18 protein-coding genes are annotated in these 16,158 nt (G+C 43.9%); all 18 read left to right on the top strand.

What is annotated here, in order from left to right:
- The first annotated feature begins 419 nt into the window (after positions 1–419).
- The 18 genes from A3GW_RS0108105 to A3GW_RS0108010 all read left to right on the top strand — a co-directional run bounded on the left by A3GW_RS0108105 (position 420) and on the right by A3GW_RS0108010 (position 16,150).
- Positions 420–863, top strand: a complete 444-nt coding sequence (locus A3GW_RS0108105; protein ID WP_018368787.1) for a terminase small subunit — start codon at positions 420–422, stop codon at positions 861–863.
- The gene (locus A3GW_RS0108100; protein WP_026216659.1) at positions 832–2,139 is read left to right on the top strand and encodes a PBSX family phage terminase large subunit; all 1,308 of its coding nucleotides are present in this window, start codon (positions 832–834) and stop codon (positions 2,137–2,139) included. The genes A3GW_RS0108105 and A3GW_RS0108100 overlap by 32 nt, the downstream gene beginning before the upstream one ends.
- Positions 2,140–3,600 (top strand): phage portal protein, encoded by a 1,461-nt coding sequence (locus A3GW_RS0108095; RefSeq protein WP_026216658.1) that lies wholly within the window; start codon positions 2,140–2,142, stop codon positions 3,598–3,600.
- Complete coding sequence (locus A3GW_RS10990) at positions 3,587–4,837, top strand: minor capsid protein (protein ID WP_018368784.1); 1,251 nt, start codon at positions 3,587–3,589, stop codon at positions 4,835–4,837. Before A3GW_RS0108095 ends, A3GW_RS10990 begins: the two co-directional genes overlap by 14 nt.
- Before the next feature lies 1 nt (position 4,838).
- Positions 4,839–5,048, top strand: coding sequence for a hypothetical protein (locus A3GW_RS0108085; RefSeq protein WP_018368783.1), 210 nt, complete (start codon positions 4,839–4,841; stop codon positions 5,046–5,048).
- A 51-nt stretch (positions 5,049–5,099) separates the two neighbouring features.
- The gene (locus A3GW_RS12125) at positions 5,100–5,234 is read left to right on the top strand and encodes a hypothetical protein (protein WP_018368782.1); all 135 of its coding nucleotides are present in this window, start codon (positions 5,100–5,102) and stop codon (positions 5,232–5,234) included.
- Positions 5,235–5,354: 120 nt separating this feature from the next.
- Positions 5,355–5,792 carry a hypothetical protein gene (locus A3GW_RS0108070; RefSeq protein ID WP_018368780.1) on the top strand — a complete coding sequence of 146 codons (438 nt, stop codon included), beginning with the start codon at positions 5,355–5,357 and terminating at the stop codon, positions 5,790–5,792.
- A 205-nt stretch (positions 5,793–5,997) separates the two neighbouring features.
- On the top strand, positions 5,998–6,609 hold the full coding sequence (locus A3GW_RS0108065; RefSeq protein ID WP_018368779.1) for a DUF4355 domain-containing protein: 612 nt from the start codon (positions 5,998–6,000) through the stop codon (positions 6,607–6,609).
- A gap of 21 nt (positions 6,610–6,630) precedes the next feature.
- Entirely contained in the window at positions 6,631–7,011 is a 381-nt protein-coding gene (locus A3GW_RS0108060) for a hypothetical protein (RefSeq protein ID WP_018368778.1), read from the top strand.
- Positions 7,012–7,014: 3 nt separating this feature from the next.
- Entirely contained in the window at positions 7,015–8,052 is a 1,038-nt protein-coding gene (locus tag A3GW_RS0108055) for a major capsid protein (protein WP_018368777.1), read from the top strand.
- Positions 8,053–8,069: 17 nt separating this feature from the next.
- On the top strand, positions 8,070–8,420 hold the full coding sequence (locus tag A3GW_RS0108050; protein ID WP_018368776.1) for a phage head-tail connector protein: 351 nt from the start codon (positions 8,070–8,072) through the stop codon (positions 8,418–8,420).
- Positions 8,417–8,695 (top strand): hypothetical protein, encoded by a 279-nt coding sequence (locus A3GW_RS0108045; protein ID WP_018368775.1) that lies wholly within the window; start codon positions 8,417–8,419, stop codon positions 8,693–8,695. Before A3GW_RS0108050 ends, A3GW_RS0108045 begins: the two co-directional genes overlap by 4 nt.
- Positions 8,692–9,036 (top strand): HK97-gp10 family putative phage morphogenesis protein, encoded by a 345-nt coding sequence (locus A3GW_RS0108040; protein WP_026216657.1) that lies wholly within the window; start codon positions 8,692–8,694, stop codon positions 9,034–9,036. Before A3GW_RS0108045 ends, A3GW_RS0108040 begins: the two co-directional genes overlap by 4 nt.
- Before the next feature lie 7 nt (positions 9,037–9,043).
- A complete protein-coding gene (locus A3GW_RS0108035) occupies positions 9,044–9,403 on the top strand; it encodes a hypothetical protein (RefSeq protein ID WP_018368773.1) in 360 nt (119 codons plus the stop codon).
- A gap of 12 nt (positions 9,404–9,415) precedes the next feature.
- Positions 9,416–10,006 (top strand): phage major tail protein, TP901-1 family, encoded by a 591-nt coding sequence (locus A3GW_RS0108030; RefSeq protein WP_018368772.1) that lies wholly within the window; start codon positions 9,416–9,418, stop codon positions 10,004–10,006.
- 47 nt (positions 10,007–10,053) lie between these two features.
- A complete protein-coding gene (locus A3GW_RS0108025) occupies positions 10,054–10,503 on the top strand; it encodes a tail assembly chaperone (protein ID WP_018368771.1) in 450 nt (149 codons plus the stop codon).
- Positions 10,504–10,828: 325 nt separating this feature from the next.
- Complete coding sequence (locus tag A3GW_RS0108015) at positions 10,829–15,292, top strand: tape measure protein (protein WP_018368769.1); 4,464 nt, start codon at positions 10,829–10,831, stop codon at positions 15,290–15,292.
- 15 nt (positions 15,293–15,307) lie between these two features.
- A complete protein-coding gene (locus tag A3GW_RS0108010; RefSeq protein ID WP_018368768.1) occupies positions 15,308–16,150 on the top strand; it encodes a phage tail domain-containing protein in 843 nt (280 codons plus the stop codon).
- Positions 16,151–16,158: the final 8 nt, after the last annotated feature.

Raw genomic sequence — 16,158 nt, 5'->3', positions numbered from 1 at the left:
ATAAAGCTGGTCCCTCCTCCGCTTGTTACAAGTGGTTTTGGTTGTCATCTGTAGGAACGTGAGCCGTGATTGGAAAACGGCAGAGGTAGCTACTCGAGCAGGTCCGTGTGACGTCCACGGCAGTAAGCTCTGTGTCGGTTCGATTCCGACTGTTCCTGTTATCTGCTGCCTAGGTAAAGCAGAAAGTATATGTTGCGATATGGCACATCGGCTCGGGTATAATCCGTAGAGGTCGAACGTAGTATGTGGAAGTTGCAACTAAATCATATTACAGGTTTGACTGCATGTGGAAAGGTTGCAAACTGGAAGCATGCAAAGGCGGTTCGAATCCGCCCGCATATATTTCAAGTCACTCGCTGAGTGGCTTTTTTATTTTAGAATGGAGGCGATGACTTATTGCAAATAGAGATGAATTTGGCTTGACTCCAAAGCAAAGGTTTTTTGCTGATGAGTACATCGCCAACAAGGGAAACGCTACGGACGCAGCTAGAAAAGCAGGTTATAAAGTACCTACAGCTTCTGGCAAAGAAAACCTCCAAAAACCTCCAATCCAGAAATACATCAAATCACGGACAGAACCAATTTTGGAAGAATTGAAAGTGACAGGCGATGAGGTCATTAGAGAGATTGCCAGTATTGCTTTTGGCAGGGTGCAGGAAGGCTACTCCAAAAAAACTAACCTGATGACCAATGAAGTTGAGTTAGAAATGCGGTATGAGCATACCGCAGACACTGAAAACCGTCTAAAAGCTCTCGAGATTTTAGGTAGACACCTTCAGTTGTTCACAGATAAATCAGAGGTTCAAATATCTGGGACAGTCACTTTCGTTGATGATGTTCCGCTGGAGGACGATGATGACTGATGTGCAGGTTTCGATGAGGCAGGCTTTGGGGAGGGGATACAACCGCTTTTTTCACTCAAAGAATTTCTATCGAGTGGTCAAAGGCGGCCGTGGTTCTAAGAAGTCAAAGAGTACAGCTCTTTGCTTCATTCACGACATCTTGAAACATCCGTGGGCTAACTTGCTTGTGGTTCGTCGGTTTTCAAACACCAATAAGCAATCAACCTATACAGACCTCAAATGGGCTGCTAATCGTTTGAGCGCATCTCACTTATTCAAGTTTAACGAGAGCTTGCCAGAAATCACTGTCAAGGCAACAGGCCAAAAAATACTTTTTCGAGGTTTGGACGATGAACTGAAAATCACGTCTATCACCGTAGATGTTGGTTCACTTTGCTGGGCGTGGTTTGAGGAGGCTTATCAAATCGAAAACGAAGATAAGTTCTCGACAGTAGTTGAGTCTATTCGTGGATCGTTGGACGTCCCTGATTTCTTCAAACAAATCACAGTCACGTTTAACCCTTGGAACGAACGCCATTGGCTCAAGCGTGTCTTTTTCGATGAAGAAACGCAGAGAGCGGACACTTTTGCAATAACGACAACTTTCCGTTGTAATGAGTGGTTGGATGATGTCGACGTGAAACGCTACGAGGACCTTTATATAACCAATCCAAGGCGTGCTCGTATCGTCTGTGACGGGGAGTGGGGAGTTGCCGAAGGTCTTGTATTTGAAAATTACTCAGTCAGAGACTTCGATATTAAAGCAACTATTAAGCGTGTTGGAGAGACTGCTGCAGGGCTCGACTTTGGTTTTACGCATGACCCGACAACTTTTCCACGGCTTGCTGTTGACCTTGAGAAAAAAGAACTGTGGATATATGCAGAGCACTATGAGTATGCCATGACCACAGAGGATATTTACAAAATGATTGTAGAGACTAATATGCAGAATGCTCTGATTACTGGAGATAGTGCTGAACAACGCTTGATTGCGGAATTGCGGTCGAAGGGTATTAAAAGGTTAACTGCATCAATCAAAGGAAAAGGCTCGATAAACGCAGGCATAGACTTTATGAAGCAGTTTAAAATCTATATCCATCCGACGTGTATCAAGACTATCGAGGAATTCGATACGTACATTTATAAAAAAGATAAAGACGGGAAATGGTTGAATGAGCCTGTAGATGCTAACAACCACATTATAGATGCTATTCGATACGCTTTGGAGCGTTACCATATACAGAGACAAAAGAAAGGGAGCCAGTTCGACATTTTGCGAGCTGGTTTTGGTTTATAAATGACACATAAGGAAACATTTGTAGATAGCACGGGACACAGTCGAATCTTAGAGTTTCGTTTCCACCGTGAGGCTAGATTGAGATACCAGGCTAAGGAATTGAACGAGCTGTTAGCCAACGATTTCGAATTGCTCAGAAACATCATTGAGCATCATAAGAAAATTCAGCGTCCACGGATTCAGGAGTTGCTGGATTACGCTGAGGGAAATAACCATACAGTTAGCGTTGTTAATCGCAGACGTGAGCAGGATATGGCAGATGCAAGAGCAATCCATAATTTCGGACGTGCGATTGCAGTCTTTAAACAAGGTTATCTGGTTGGCAAACCTATTCAGGTTAAGTACGAGGGAGACGGAGACAATCAAGCTATCATAGATGAGTTAGCTAAACAAAACGACTTCCACAGCATCAACAGAGCGCTAGTGTTGGATCTATCAAAGACAGGTCGTGCTTATGACATGGTTTATCGTGCTCAGGATGACACGACAAGAACCGTTAAACTAGATCCCCTTAGTACCTTTGTGGTGTTTGATAATACTTTAGAGGCGCATAGCGTGGCAGGGGTGCGGTATTACAAGGCTGGTCAATTTGACAGCGACAAAGAAATCGTCGAAATTTACACAGATAGCGACATCATTACTTTCAGCTATGATGGCCAACTAGAGGAAATTGACAGGAAACCTCATTCTTTTGGTTTAGTTCCCATAACCGAGTATCTCAATACAGCGTCAGGGGTGGGGGACTATGAGACAGAACTGTCCTTAATTGATCTCTACGACGCTAGCCAGTCTGATACGGCTAATTATATGCAAGATTTATCAGACGCAATTCTGGCCATTTTTGGGCGCATGAGCTTTCCTGAGACGTGCCAAACGCCAGAACAACAAATCGAATTTATGCGCAAAATGCGCAAGGCTCGCTTGATGAATCTCGAACCTCCGACAGATACAGAAGGAAACGAAGGGCGCATTGATGCTAAATACCTCTACAAGCAATATGATGTTGCTGGGACCGAGGCTTATAAAAATCGAATTGTCAATGATATCCACAAGTTTACCAACACACCTGATATGACTGACATGAATTTTTCTGGCCATCAATCTGGAGAGGCTATGAAATGGAAGGTTTTTGGTCTTGATCAAGAGCGGGTGGACATGCAAGCTCTATTTGAAAAGTCTCTGAGACGGCGATACCGATTGATTGCTAATATTGGTAAAGTAGCCAAAGAACTAACAAATTTTGATGTCTCTAAACTCAGCTTTACCTTTACACCTAATCTGCCGGCAGATGCAGGCACTGTTATTGCAAACGCCAAAAATCTGTACGGGATGGTCAGTGATGAGACTGTATTTAGTCTTTTGGAAAACGCAACAGGCGTCAAAGCTTCAGATGAGATAGGACGTTTGCAGTCTGTAGCCACAAAAGAACCAATGGGCAGGATAGCGCATGAAACACAATGATTATTGGGTCAATCGTAGCAAAGCTATTCTCGCTCACGTCGATCGAACAGACATTGATATTTTTGCTGAAATCCAGAAGTTATATGCTTCGGAAGCGGTAGAGATGCAAAAAGAGTTGTTTGCGTTTGTGACAAGATATGCTGACAATAACGCTATGAGCTATCAGGAGGCCCTACAGCGTCTCCGAGGGCAAGACCTGTCAGATTATCAAGCTAACGCTCAGAAGTACCGTGAGCAGGCTGAGAAGGACCCAGAACTACTAAAACGATTGAATGAGCAGTATGCGGCATCTAAGGTAACCCGCATGGAGGCCTTGAACTTAGAACTGGTGTATAAAATCGGCACCATGAACGGAGTGCTCCGAAAGTCGTTCGAGGACTACTTGAAATCAACCGCCAACTATGTTTACCAAAAGGCCTTAGGAGGACATGCAGGAGCCTTGAATGAGCCAGCGTTGCAAGAACTCATAAGGACTCCGTTTAACGGTGCTGACTATTCAGAACAACTCTGGGGGAATACAGATAAGCTGGTTGAGGATGTTAAAGATATCTTAAAACGAGGTTTTGTCCGTGGCGATGATGTAAGAGCTATGGCCCAAGAGTTGGCAACTAAATACAATGTGGCGCGCTCAAGGGCTCAGACCTTAATCAGGACTGACGGGACCTCTATCATCAATCGAGCAACTATCCGCCGATACCAAGACGCCGGGCTTAAGTATTATCGGATTCTAGTTCAGTTAGATGGCAGGACTACTCAGATTTGCCGAAATATCGCCAAGGATGATAAGCGATACCACTTAGACGAGCTCCAGGTTGGTGTTACAGCTCCTCCATTTCATTTTAATTGCCGGTCTACGGTTATTCCAGATGAGGAAGAGTTGGAACGCGATAAGAAATTTGGCATTGATAATGACTTGAACAGCGTAAATGATAATGTTATAATTGAACCAGAGAAATACTTGCAACATCAATTTTCTTATTATGAGCAAGGCGTCCCGAAGTTTATTCCTACCAACACAATTTTTGAAGCTACAAAAGCTATAGCTGGGTTCGGTGCCGATAAAGAATTAAGAATAGCTGATAAATTAGTTCAGATGTATGGTGGGGAGTCAAAAGAATGGACTAAAATGGTCGGTAAAATTGAATCCAATCAGTATATCTTTGATATGCACTGGTATGAAAATAAAAATGACGGTCTTCAAAAAGATATAAAACTTAAATTCAGAAAGGAGAAATAAAATGACTAATAGCATTGCAAAATTACGATATGTCGGCGAGTCATTCGGCGTTGATTCTTTAACCAACGGTAATATTTACGATGTCTTAGAGTTTCTTCCAGATGATTTAGTTAGAGTCGTAGATGATAGTGGAGAAGATTATCTATATAGTTTTACAAATCCAAAACCTATCGACGGAAGTTCCGTAGGGGGGCGTTGGGAAACTGCATAAGCACCTAGAGAAATCTAAGTGCTTTTTTTGTACCCAAAAACAGGAGGAGATATGATTTTAAGTCTGACTTGGCTAATACTGCAATTTGCAATTTTTGTGGTTGTAGGAGCACTTTCAATTATTTTATCTTTATCAGCAATTAAAGGACTAGCTGATTTTTTGATTATGTTTTTCAAGGAGATGTAAATTTTAAATGAAAATCATTGAATGCCTTAGAAAGAAGTTTGTGCCACCCAACCCTTCGATTATTTTTTATAAGAAATTATCAGAAGCAGTATTTGAAGGTTTTAAGAAAGGAATAAAAAAATGAACAAACGGATTAAGAAGAAATGCTTGTTAGCAGAGTTACAGCGAGCTAACAACCTGCAACAAGAGGTCATTGAATACTACGGCAACCAGCTAGCTCAGGTCAAGCGAGAGATGGCAGAATTGCGGGCGATTGTGGAGCAGAACGCTGAGGCTGCCAACAACCGCTTTGACCTGCTAAACAAAGCCGTCGAACAATGGCTAGAGCAGTCCAAGCAGGAGATAGAGGAGATTCGGTTGCGTGCCAACCTTGCTGAAGCTGACTTGCTTGAGCGTTTAGAGGGCTTGCTTCAAGTAGTCTATTTACAGAATGTGGAGGCAACGAACGCACGCTTTGATGTTTTAGAAGCTGAAAATAAATCGATGCGAGTTGATTTAGATGAGGCAGTTATTGAATTTAGGAAAAATAAGAAAAAAGGCTTATTCGGCCGTAAATAATTTAACCGTGTCGAAATCGAGGCGGTTTTCTTTTCGCCCTGTCGCATGGCGTTAAACTAGGCAAAAAATCATCATAGCGTGGCTTATTTGCAAAGGTGGACCAAAACCATTCGGAAGGGACTAGAGAGCGTGAGACGTCCGTTCTCGTGGCTCTGGTGAAGCGTTAGAGGCTATCTGTGACAAATAAGACTAGCAGGAGGAAAACATGAAGAAAACTTTAGCAGAATTACTCAAGCACTCAGCAGATACAGGAACAGGTTCTGCATCTGTTCAAGAAACAGAAACTCAAGAGCCGACAGAAGTAGTTGGCGATGACGGAGCAGAGACCTTTAAGGGTCCGCAATCACAGTCAGAATTGGACAGTCTTATCAACAAGGCCGTGCATAAGTCCTTGGAGAATTATAAGAAGGGCGAGCAAGACCGTATCGCCGAAGCTATCAAAAAAGAAAAAGACTATGCCAATTTATCAGCTGCTGAGCGGGAACGTAAGGAATTTGAAGACCAGCAGGCCCAATTTGCCAAGGAACGGGCAGCATTTGAACAGGAAAAATTGACTGTCCAGGTTACAAAAGATTTGGCAGAAAAAGGGTTGCCTGTTGAATTTGCTGAATTATTGGCTGTTGGTGATGCAGAAACAGCCCTAGAAAAGGTTGGGGCGTTTGAGTCTGCTTTTAATAAAGCAGTTAATGCAAAAGTTAAGGAATCGTTGCGCCAGGATTCTCCACGAAGTGGCGGAACTGGTGCATCTAACGCAACTAACTACGGCGCTCGTTTGGGAGCTACTGTCGCTCAAAACAGCAGTAAGTTAGTGGATTAATCAATACACAAGGAGGTTGTTATGAAAACAACAAAACTAGGCACAAGTGCTGAGATTTTGCACAATTTGCCGTATGAAGCTATCTCTGTGACGGTCGATAAGACGACTACAGGAACTGTAACCGAGAATGGTCGTAAGATTTTAAAGGCCGGTACGTTTTTGGCTGGTGATGGTGCGTCCATCTTTGCTGATCGTACTAAAAAAGTCAAGAAGCTGACTAATGATACATCTGCTGAATACGTTGATGGTATTTTACTGACAGATGTTGACGTGACGGATAGCGATGCATCAGCGGCGCTTGTTTACCGTGGGACTATCCGTGAGGATCGTTGTAACAGTGGCACTGTTGACGCTAACGTCAAGGCTAAACTGCCACATATCCAATTTGTGAAAGGAGTCTAATATATGGCTTTAATTTATGATACAGTTACAGCTGCTAATCTAGCAGGTTACTACAACGCTGCTAAGCAGAATGTCGATACTACTTTTGGGGAGAAAGCATTCCCAGTCACTAAGCAATTAGGCTTGAAGCTGGCCTTTGTAAAGGGCGCGGCAGGTAAGCCAGTTGTTCTTCGCGCATCTGCTTTTGATACTAAGGTGACGATTCGTGACCGCATTTCGGTTACTTTGACCGAAGAAGAAATGCCGTTTTTCAAAGAGTCGCTATTGGTCAAGGAAAAGGAGCGCCAGCAGTTGAATATCTTGCAACAGACCAACAACACAGCTTTAATTGACACTGTTTTGCAAACAATTTTCGATGATCAAACGTCCCTAGTTTCTGGTGCCAAGGCCCGTTTGGAAGCGATGCGTATGCAGGTTCTCGCGACTGGTAAAATCTCTGTGGTTTCTAACGGTCAAAGTCTAGACTATGACTACGGTGTGGAAGAATCTCACAAAGGGACAGTTAAGACGGCCTGGTCTGCCGCTAAAGCTACGCCGCTGGCAGATATTGAGGCAGCAACCAACGCTCTATCAGCTCTAGGTGGTAAAGCCGAGGTCCTTATCATGAATGGCAAGACCTTCGCTTTGGCCAAAAATGCAGCAAGTACAGTAACAATTATCAAACCACTTGCACCTGCTGGGTCGTCTGTCACTAAGCGTGAGTTTACGGACTATCTCAAAGATGAGCACGGTCTGTCTATCCAAGTGGTAGATGACACCTATCGTGACGAGGACGGCACCATCAAGAAATACTTCCCAGACGGGACTGTCACTTTTGCGCCTAATGCTGCATTAGGTCGAACAGTATTTGGCACAACTCCAGAAGAGAGCGACCTTATGTCTGGCGTAAACAACGCCGAGGTGTCTATCGTTGAAACCGGCATCGCCATCACGACGACTAAGGAAACGGACCCCGTCAACGTACAGACCAAGGTATCAATGATTGCCTTGCCATCGTTTGAACAACTGGACAATGTTTACATGCTAGACATTGAGCCTTAACAGCTAGGAGGTGTCGCATGGCACTACTCGACAAGCAAAAGATTATTGATAATATTAAGATTGACTTAGAAATCACGGACAATTTGCAGGATAATTTGCTTAACATGCTCTTGGAGAGAGTGATTAAGCACTTCAAAGCGGAGTACGGCGTCACAGAGATTGATGACGCCTATTCGTTTATCTTCGAGGACTGCACCATCAAACGATTTAACAGGCGAGGTTCTGAGGGGGCAAGGTCAGAAAGTGTGGAAGGGCATTCGGTGTCGTATTACGACAACAAGAATGAGTTTCTGCCTTATGACGATATGCTCCAGAAGGCTTTTGGCCGGTCTGGGCAAGCGAGTCCGGGACGGGTGTTTGTCTTATGAGGTATGCAGACCGCGTTATCCTGATTACAACCACAGCGCAAAAGGAATTGCTGGGCGAGAAAATCGTCAAGAAAGAGTCTAAGCCTATTCCGTGTTTCCGCGGTGGATTTTCCATTGATGAGCAGATGGGGATTTTTGGCAACTATAGCCATGACCGCTTTAAACTTTATCTCAAGGGGAGATATGATGGATTCGTTGAGGTTAAATATCAAGGCAAAATCCGTAAGATAAGCGGTAAAATCCACCATCGGAATCAGACGGTAATCTACCTATGAGCATTAAGTTTAAGGTTAAAGGAGTTGATCGCTTGGTCCGTCAGATGGCCTATAAGAGCAAGCAAGCCCAAGTAGCCACGGAGAAAGAACTAGAACGTTCTAGTTTGCGGATTGAGCGATCGGCTAAGGTAAATGCCCCTGTCAAAAAAGGGGTGTTAAGGAATACTATTTTCTCAATAAAAGCTGGCAAGTTAACGTATAAGGTTACAGCACCTCAGCACTATGCGATATATGTAGAAAAAGGGACGCGTAAAATGCGCGCTAAGCCGTTTATGGCTCCTGCAATCGATGCAGAAAGACCGAAGTTGATCAATAATCTAAGGAAAATTTACGGAAAGTAGGTGAAGCATGACGCACTATTCGCCATCTACCCTATTTTTAAGTGACATTGCCAAGCGGTTGGAAGTTTTGGCTATTCCAATCTTTTTTAAATTACCTAGCGCTGACCAAATGGAGCCGTTTGCTGTCATTGGGTCTAACAACTCCGATACCTCACGAACTGCCCAGACGGGGGTCTTGATTGAGGATATACGGGTAAATATTGACTTGTACCTCGATGGGACTAGTCGGACAGAGGCCGAGGAGATGAAATCTAAGGCTCTGCGAGCGCTAGGGAGACGAAATGCCACAGCCAATATCATTCCAGATGACAGTATAGGGCGTGAGGTTTATCATGTCGCTATTACAGTCTCTGACACAATTTTTTAAAAGGAGAATTAAATGGAAGTAACTGAACAAATCAAAGTAACGACCGCTAAGCCATTATCTGGCAAGAAGGTCTTTTACTTTATTCAATCTATTCATGCAAAACTTGGTAGCAATGCTATCTTGCCTGCTTATCGTACTGATGGTGGCTTGACCTTGGGCGCTGAATACTCTGACGAGCAAACGCAACAAGGCCTCTTGTTGGACAAGACCAATACAGCTCACGAAATCGAATTAACGACTAAATTTGCGCCAGCCGATCCGTCAGTAGCGGTTATCGAAAAAGCAAATGATACGGGAGAATCTGTAAAAATTTGGCGCGTTCTGGTTGACGAAAGTCTTAAGAAGAAAGGTAAAGGTAATCTTTCTCAAAAAGACGTTTATCCTGCTAAATTCGGTTACGCTAAAATTGGTGACATCGAATACAGTGAAGGTATAGAAGATATCGTCGAAGCTAATTATACGGCCAGCATTGTTGGTAAGTTGCAGAACGGCGAATTCCCGCTCTCTGATGAGGAAATCGCTTTGCTAAATGATGTTTACGAATACCAAAACCCAGGCGAAACAACCGGTGATTACGACAACATCAAAAAGTCCGAAGACTAATTAACAGGGATGGCAAGTGTCATCCCTTTTCTTTTTATGGAGGAATCATGGAATTTACAGTAAAAAACAAACCTGTCGAGATTAAATTCGACTACCGCTTAATGTTTGCGATTGACAAGAAATTGGCGACTACTAACGCTCAGACTGGTGAAAAGAACAACGATGGCGTGGCTAACCTATTTAGCAAAATCTTAAACAAAGATGACCAAGGCATTGTTGATTTGATTGTCTTGTCAACAGACAAAACCAGCGAAAACGAAGCAATCACTGCTATCGTAACATGGCTGGAAGATCATGAAGCGACTGACACAGATGAGCTTTTTAAAGGTATCCAAGATGAAATGGTGGAATCTGGTTTTTTCAAAGGGAAGATTTTGAAATATATCGCGAATATAGAAAAAGTCCTCAAGTACATGAAGAGCCAGAAAGACGTAGACGAGCTGCAGGTCAAAGCGGTAGAAGAAACTATTACCGAGATGAAAAGCGCAGCATCTTAACAGAGTGTGCCAGACTAGGACTGACAGACTTAGAGCTTATCTACTCACTGAACAAGTGGGAGCTAGATGCCATCCTTGAAGGTCTGCATTACAGACAGATTGAGGAGCGTGAAAATCTATCTGCCTTGGCTTTGGAGTTGCGCTATACGCTAAATGCTAAGAAAGTTAGTGCAAGTAAGCTGAGCAAGAGAAAAGATCGTGACAAGGTCCGGAATTTGTTTAATGACAATCATTCGACTGGCCAGCAGAGTAGTGATAATCTGGCGGAAAAACTTAAAAAATTGAACGACTATTTCATGAATCGATAAAAAGAAAGGAGGGGAAGATGGCACAATTTGATGGGTCTATCTTTGCGTATGTCGGCGCGGATATAAAAGACTATCAGCAGGCAATGAATCAAATCCAAGCTAGTACTCAGAAGGCTTTTCAGAGGGCACAGGATGCAGCTGTCAACAGTTCAAATGGTCTGGTCAAGATGGTTGGTCAGACTATGGCGCAGTTGGCAAGCAATGGCCAATCTCTGGGGCAACGACTCGGGAATGCTTTTTCAACGGGTTTGAATTTGTCCTTGGGTCAAATCCAGCGGATTGCGGCATCCATTGGCGAAAAAATTCCCCAACCCATAAAAAATGGATTTGCACGAGCCATGACAGCTGTTCAGACGACAGTTTCAGCTGTTGGTAGTAAGATTAATGCAAGTATAGCAAAAACTTTTAATTTTGATATCAGTAAGGCTATCAGCAAACCAAGCGCCGCTATTTCTCAACTGCATCATGCAGTTAATAAATTTGCAGATGGAGCGATAAGTAAACTAACTGCGGTAGGCGGCGCCTTTCTTAACTCTGCAAATAATATGCAGAGTCATTCTGGCGTTTTTCGCGCGATCGGAAACAGTGCTATTTCAACTGCAGCTAAGGTTGGTTTTTTAAGATCAGAATTGGTTTCGACATTGTCAAAAACCGCTTTAAGTCTTGGAAAATCATCTTGGAATGATGTTTTTTCTGGAATCGTTTCGAGTGCTGCCCAGTCTTTAAGTCGCCTGAAATCAAAATTTGATAGCACAGCCGACAAAATCAGCAACTCCTTTGGTGGAAAACTGGTCTCGAGCATAGCCAATCTATCAACTAAGATGGCCAGTGCTTTGGGTAATGGTTTTACCAACCTGTCGGCCAAAGCGACTAGTGTTCTCAATGGGATAAGCCAAAAATTCGCTAACTCAGCAAGCGCAGGCGAAAGGCTAAGAAGTACCATTTCAAGTATCGTCTCAGCGTTCAGCTTAATGGCAGTAGCTCAAAGGGCTATAAGTGCGGTAACTGGGGCTCTTGACGGCGCAGTTAGTCGTGTGGATACGATGAACCGTTTCCCTAAAACTATGGAGTTGTTCGGCTATTCGGCAGAGCAGTCTAAAGGAGCGATTGACAAGCTTTCAAACGGCATCGAAGGTCTGCCCACAACGTTGGATAGTGCAGTTTCTGCTGCTCAACAACTAACCATAACGACAGGAAATCTCGATCGTGGTACAGATTTGGCATTGGCATTCAACAACGCTATGTTAGGATACGGAGCTACGACCGAAAACGCCGGTTTTGCCCTAAGGCAATTTAACCAAGCGCTAGGATCCGGGAAGTTACAGGCAGAAGAATTCAATTCGATTGCAGAAGCGGCACCGGGATTGATGAATAAAATGGCGACAGCGTTTGGCAAAAACAATGTCGCTGAATTCAAGAAAGCCTTATCCGAAGGCGAGATCACGATGGACCAATTTTCGGATAAGTTGATCGAGCTTAATAACGAGGTTGGCGGTTTTGCAGATATGGCACAAACGTCAGCTGGCGGAATTCGTACTGCAATGGGCAATGCTAAAAACGCCGTTGTCCGTGGTGTCGCTGGTATGATTACCGCTTTTGATGAAGCTGCTAAGGCTAATGGTATGAAAACCATTGCCGAGAACCTGTTATCGCTTAAACCTATGATTTTAGGAGCGTTTGATACTGTTAACAATATCATCCCTAATCTTGTAGGTGCTTTTGCCCGGTTAAAGTCAATGGTCAAAATTGATACATCTGGTTTTGGTGCAGGTATAAAGGCTGGTTTTGATTTAGTCAATCAAGCTCTTGGAGAATTTGCCAAAAAAGGGGAAATCTCTAAAGAAGTCATTGATAAAATTAAAGCTAAAATCGAAGAAATCGGGCCCAAAGCGATCGCGGCATGGGCGTTACTCAATCCGAAGACGGCTATCGCTACACTTTTGCCATTGATAAGCAAATTAGGTGCTCTTGGTGTATTCTTGGGAGGTCTGGGGGCAAAGTTCGGAGCTTTTGGCTCTATTGTAGGCTCTGCTTTTAGCAATGTCGGAGGTTTAATCGGCGTTCTTGCCGCCAAAATGACGGGGCTATCCGGTGTTTTTGGCATGGCAGCAAGTCGCGGTCTCTCTGTACTTGGTACGATGACAAGCGCTATGACGAACATAGCAGGTGTTGCTATGGCAGCAATCGGACCAGCGGCTATCCTTGGTTTAGTAGTAGTAGGGTTAGGATTGATTAATTCCCAATTCGGGGCTCAAATTGACCAGCTTTTGAGCATTGTTAACACCAAGGGGCCGTTAATCATCCAAAATCTAGTTGGTGGTATTACTAGCAAAATACCTGATTTGATTGCAAGCGGGGTGGATTTAATTGCTCAGTTTGCAAATAGTTTTGCAATCATGTTCCCTGTTTTAGTCCAAGCTGGAATTGATTTGATTTCTAGCCTTGTGCAAGGGGTAGGAGCAAATGCAGGTAGTTTAATTAGTTCTGCAATTACTGTTATCTTTACTTTTGTAAGTTCGATTGTAGGGGCGTTGCCTCAGTTGCTATCGCTTGGGATGGATTTGCTTGCTAATATCGCAAGTGGCATTGTATCTAACATCCCGCTGATTGCTGAGCAGGCACAAGCTATTGTTACTAATTTTATGTCCAGTATGTCGGCGAATATGCCGAACATTGTTGCTAAGGGTATCGAGATCATACAAAATCTGGTGACCGGGGCTATCCAGATGTTGCCTACGATCTTGCAAATCGGCACGCAGGTTATCACTGGGTTTATCAGCGGATTGGTATCCTATCTACCGCAAATTCTGACAGCGGGCGTGAGCCTCATCATCCAGCTGGTCCAAGGGATTATTCAGAATCTACCAACGATTATCCAATCTGGTGTACAGATCATCCAATCTCTAATCAGTGGCATTGCACAATCTCTTCCACAAATCATTGCCGCTGGCATCCAATTAATTGTCCAGTTGGCGATGGCTTTAATCCAAGGTTTACCGACCATTATCCAGGCTGGTTTTGATCTTATCATGGGTCTTGGTAAGGCAATGGTAGAGGCAATTCCTAATGCTCTTTCTGGTGTTTGGGAAGGCATCAAGTCAGGATTTACAGGTGTTTGGGACTGGGTTACTGGTAAAAACTCCGAAGGCGCAGCAAATACTAGCGCTAAAATCACCGAGACAGCTACTACAGTTGAGGCAACAACAGCTAATATGGCGGCTAATGTTTCGACTAACATGCAGTTACTAGCTGATGGCGTGAATGTCAATATGTCTACAGCTAATCTGAACGCGAACAACCAAGCTTTGCAAATGTTAACCGGCGTTACCGGTCAAACAAGCGCAATGGCACTGACTGCAACCAATGACACTCTTGCTTTGGCTATGGGCGTAAATGACAATTTAGCAACCGCTAGCACCAATGCAACCGCAAACGCACAAGCGATGGCAAGCGGCGTAAACACGGCAACATCCACCATGAACTTAGATGCCGTTAATCAAGCGCTTAGTCTATCAGCGGGTGTATCTGCCAACATGTTGCAGGCTCAAACCAACGCTACGAGCGCTGCACAAGTCGCAAATACTCAGGTTGCTGCGAATTTTAACCAGATGCAGACTAGCGCAAACAGTGCAGCTAGCGGTCTGGCGACAAAAGTCACGGCAGAGCTAAATAAAGCTTCTTCTTCGGCCAATTCTGCGTCTGCTAAGATTTCCTCTGACATCACTAGCAATTTTGACAAGGCCAAGTCTTCGGCAACCAGTGCCATGAATGGCTTGTCATCTGCTGTAACTAGCGGGATGAATAAGATTACCTCGGCCGTCCAGTCTAGCGGAAATAAGATGAACTCGGTGTTTGCAAACACCTTTAATCAAGTCAGAAGTGTGACACAATCGGGTATGGCAGGTGTAGCCTCAGCTATCAGCAACGGCATGAACCAGTCCTTGTCTGTCACAACTAGCACAGGGGCCAATATGGTGGCTATCATGAATGGTACTGTAAGGGCTATGGCATCGGCTGGTTATAATGCAGGCATTGGCTTTGGTAACGGTCTTGCTGGTACAGCAGGGTATATCTACTCAGTAGCCAACAGCATTGCAGCAAACGTCTCTGCGACGATTCGTAGAGCTTTGGACATCCACTCACCGTCAAGAGAAACCAAAGAGCTCGGTAGTTTTACCGGAGAAGGTTTCGCTATCGGTATGGCCGGATGGCTCGGAGATATAAAAGATATTGGTAAGGAGTACGCCTTGGCAGTTACAGACCAAAAATGGGGCGTTGAGAGCTCTATGACTTTATCTGGTCAAGTATCTAACTCGGGTATTGCGTCCAGCATTGAGAGCTTGTCTGACGAAGTAAAAAACACTTCTCTGGCTGAGCCGGTCTTTGAAGTCCATAATGAAATTGTTGGTGATAAAATCTATACACACGTCAAAGAGAAGGAAGCCCGTGAAGAGGCTAAGAATGATTATTTTAACTATTAGAAAGGCAGGTAAGTTATGGATCTGTTAATCACTAAAGGAAACACGTCTGTCAAGCTATCAGACTATGGCCTTTATAATATTACTGTCGCCGATGGCTCGCCTGCCATCTCTATAGATAAGCGGTCAGTCAGTGGTCGAAACGGGAATATTTACGGTGGGGCAGTCTTTACTGCAAAGACGATTAAGGTATCTGGACGCTTTAGCGTAGATAGCCCTCGGGCAGCCATGGAAAAGCAGGATGAATTAAACGGTTTGTTATTAGATGACGAGCCGTTTTTTATCACCAAAATGTATCCTAACAAGGCTGGATTTTATGATTTTCAAGTCCCTGGTCAAACGACAGGGGATTTGGACGTTATAAGGCAGCCACATACTGCTTGGAAGTACCGCTATAAAGTCGTCGCAAGTAGCGAGATTGATTTTCGGTTTGTAGGGAATTCTGGCCAAGGGCTGAAATACGATATCTCTATGACATTTACAACAACGGATTTACCGTTTGGTATGACAATCCCAAAGACGTTGACGCTTAATGGCGGGGCTTTTGATTACGCAGGAACTGCTAAGCTTAGCCAGCTGGAGTGGCCTTTTGTGGTCGAAATGACTGCTGACGGGAATCAGTCTGGATTTTATTTGGAAATATCGGGCAAGCGATTTGAGTATAGTCAGGTCGGGAATATCAATCCTGGTGATGTCTTTAGGCTGACAGGAATTGAGACAACCAAAAACCGAATCAATGTCAATGCCAAAACGAATTACGGGTATTTTGTCATCAGTCCGACATTGAATAAAAAAATCACGTACAAGACAAATTTCAACGGTACTATTAAGCTGTTGAATTTCGTTGAGTTGTACAAGTAAAGGAGGTG

This window comes from Streptococcus entericus DSM 14446, from assembly GCF_000380025.1.
In the GTDB taxonomy this organism is placed as follows: Bacteria; Bacillota; Bacilli; order Lactobacillales; family Streptococcaceae; genus Streptococcus; species Streptococcus entericus.
Note: the sequence above shows the minus strand (reverse complement) of the source record. Positions and strands in the feature narration are given on the sequence as shown.

What these genes read in the sequence shown, in the direction of transcription:
- A3GW_RS0108100 (WP_026216659.1), top strand. Translation starts at nt 832, where the DNA reads ATGATGTTCCGCTGGAGGACGATGATGACTGATGTGCAGGTTTCGATG.
- A3GW_RS0108095 (WP_026216658.1), top strand. Translation starts at nt 2,140, where the DNA reads ATGACACATAAGGAAACATTTGTAGATAGCACGGGACACAGTCGAATC.
- A3GW_RS10990 (WP_018368784.1), top strand. Translation starts at nt 3,587, where the DNA reads ATGAAACACAATGATTATTGGGTCAATCGTAGCAAAGCTATTCTCGCT.
- A3GW_RS0108085 (WP_018368783.1), top strand. Translation starts at nt 4,839, where the DNA reads ATGACTAATAGCATTGCAAAATTACGATATGTCGGCGAGTCATTCGGC.
- A3GW_RS12125 (WP_018368782.1), top strand. Translation starts at nt 5,100, where the DNA reads ATGATTTTAAGTCTGACTTGGCTAATACTGCAATTTGCAATTTTTGTG.
- A3GW_RS0108070 (WP_018368780.1), top strand. Translation starts at nt 5,355, where the DNA reads ATGAACAAACGGATTAAGAAGAAATGCTTGTTAGCAGAGTTACAGCGA.
- A3GW_RS0108065 (WP_018368779.1), top strand. Translation starts at nt 5,998, where the DNA reads ATGAAGAAAACTTTAGCAGAATTACTCAAGCACTCAGCAGATACAGGA.
- A3GW_RS0108060 (WP_018368778.1), top strand. Translation starts at nt 6,631, where the DNA reads ATGAAAACAACAAAACTAGGCACAAGTGCTGAGATTTTGCACAATTTG.
- A3GW_RS0108055 (WP_018368777.1), top strand. Translation starts at nt 7,015, where the DNA reads ATGGCTTTAATTTATGATACAGTTACAGCTGCTAATCTAGCAGGTTAC.
- A3GW_RS0108050 (WP_018368776.1), top strand. Translation starts at nt 8,070, where the DNA reads ATGGCACTACTCGACAAGCAAAAGATTATTGATAATATTAAGATTGAC.
- A3GW_RS0108045 (WP_018368775.1), top strand. Translation starts at nt 8,417, where the DNA reads ATGAGGTATGCAGACCGCGTTATCCTGATTACAACCACAGCGCAAAAG.
- A3GW_RS0108040 (WP_026216657.1), top strand. Translation starts at nt 8,692, where the DNA reads ATGAGCATTAAGTTTAAGGTTAAAGGAGTTGATCGCTTGGTCCGTCAG.
- A3GW_RS0108035 (WP_018368773.1), top strand. Translation starts at nt 9,044, where the DNA reads ATGACGCACTATTCGCCATCTACCCTATTTTTAAGTGACATTGCCAAG.
- A3GW_RS0108030 (WP_018368772.1), top strand. Translation starts at nt 9,416, where the DNA reads ATGGAAGTAACTGAACAAATCAAAGTAACGACCGCTAAGCCATTATCT.
- A3GW_RS0108025 (WP_018368771.1), top strand. Translation starts at nt 10,054, where the DNA reads ATGGAATTTACAGTAAAAAACAAACCTGTCGAGATTAAATTCGACTAC.
- A3GW_RS0108015 (WP_018368769.1), top strand. Translation starts at nt 10,829, where the DNA reads ATGGCACAATTTGATGGGTCTATCTTTGCGTATGTCGGCGCGGATATA.
- A3GW_RS0108010 (WP_018368768.1), top strand. Translation starts at nt 15,308, where the DNA reads ATGGATCTGTTAATCACTAAAGGAAACACGTCTGTCAAGCTATCAGAC.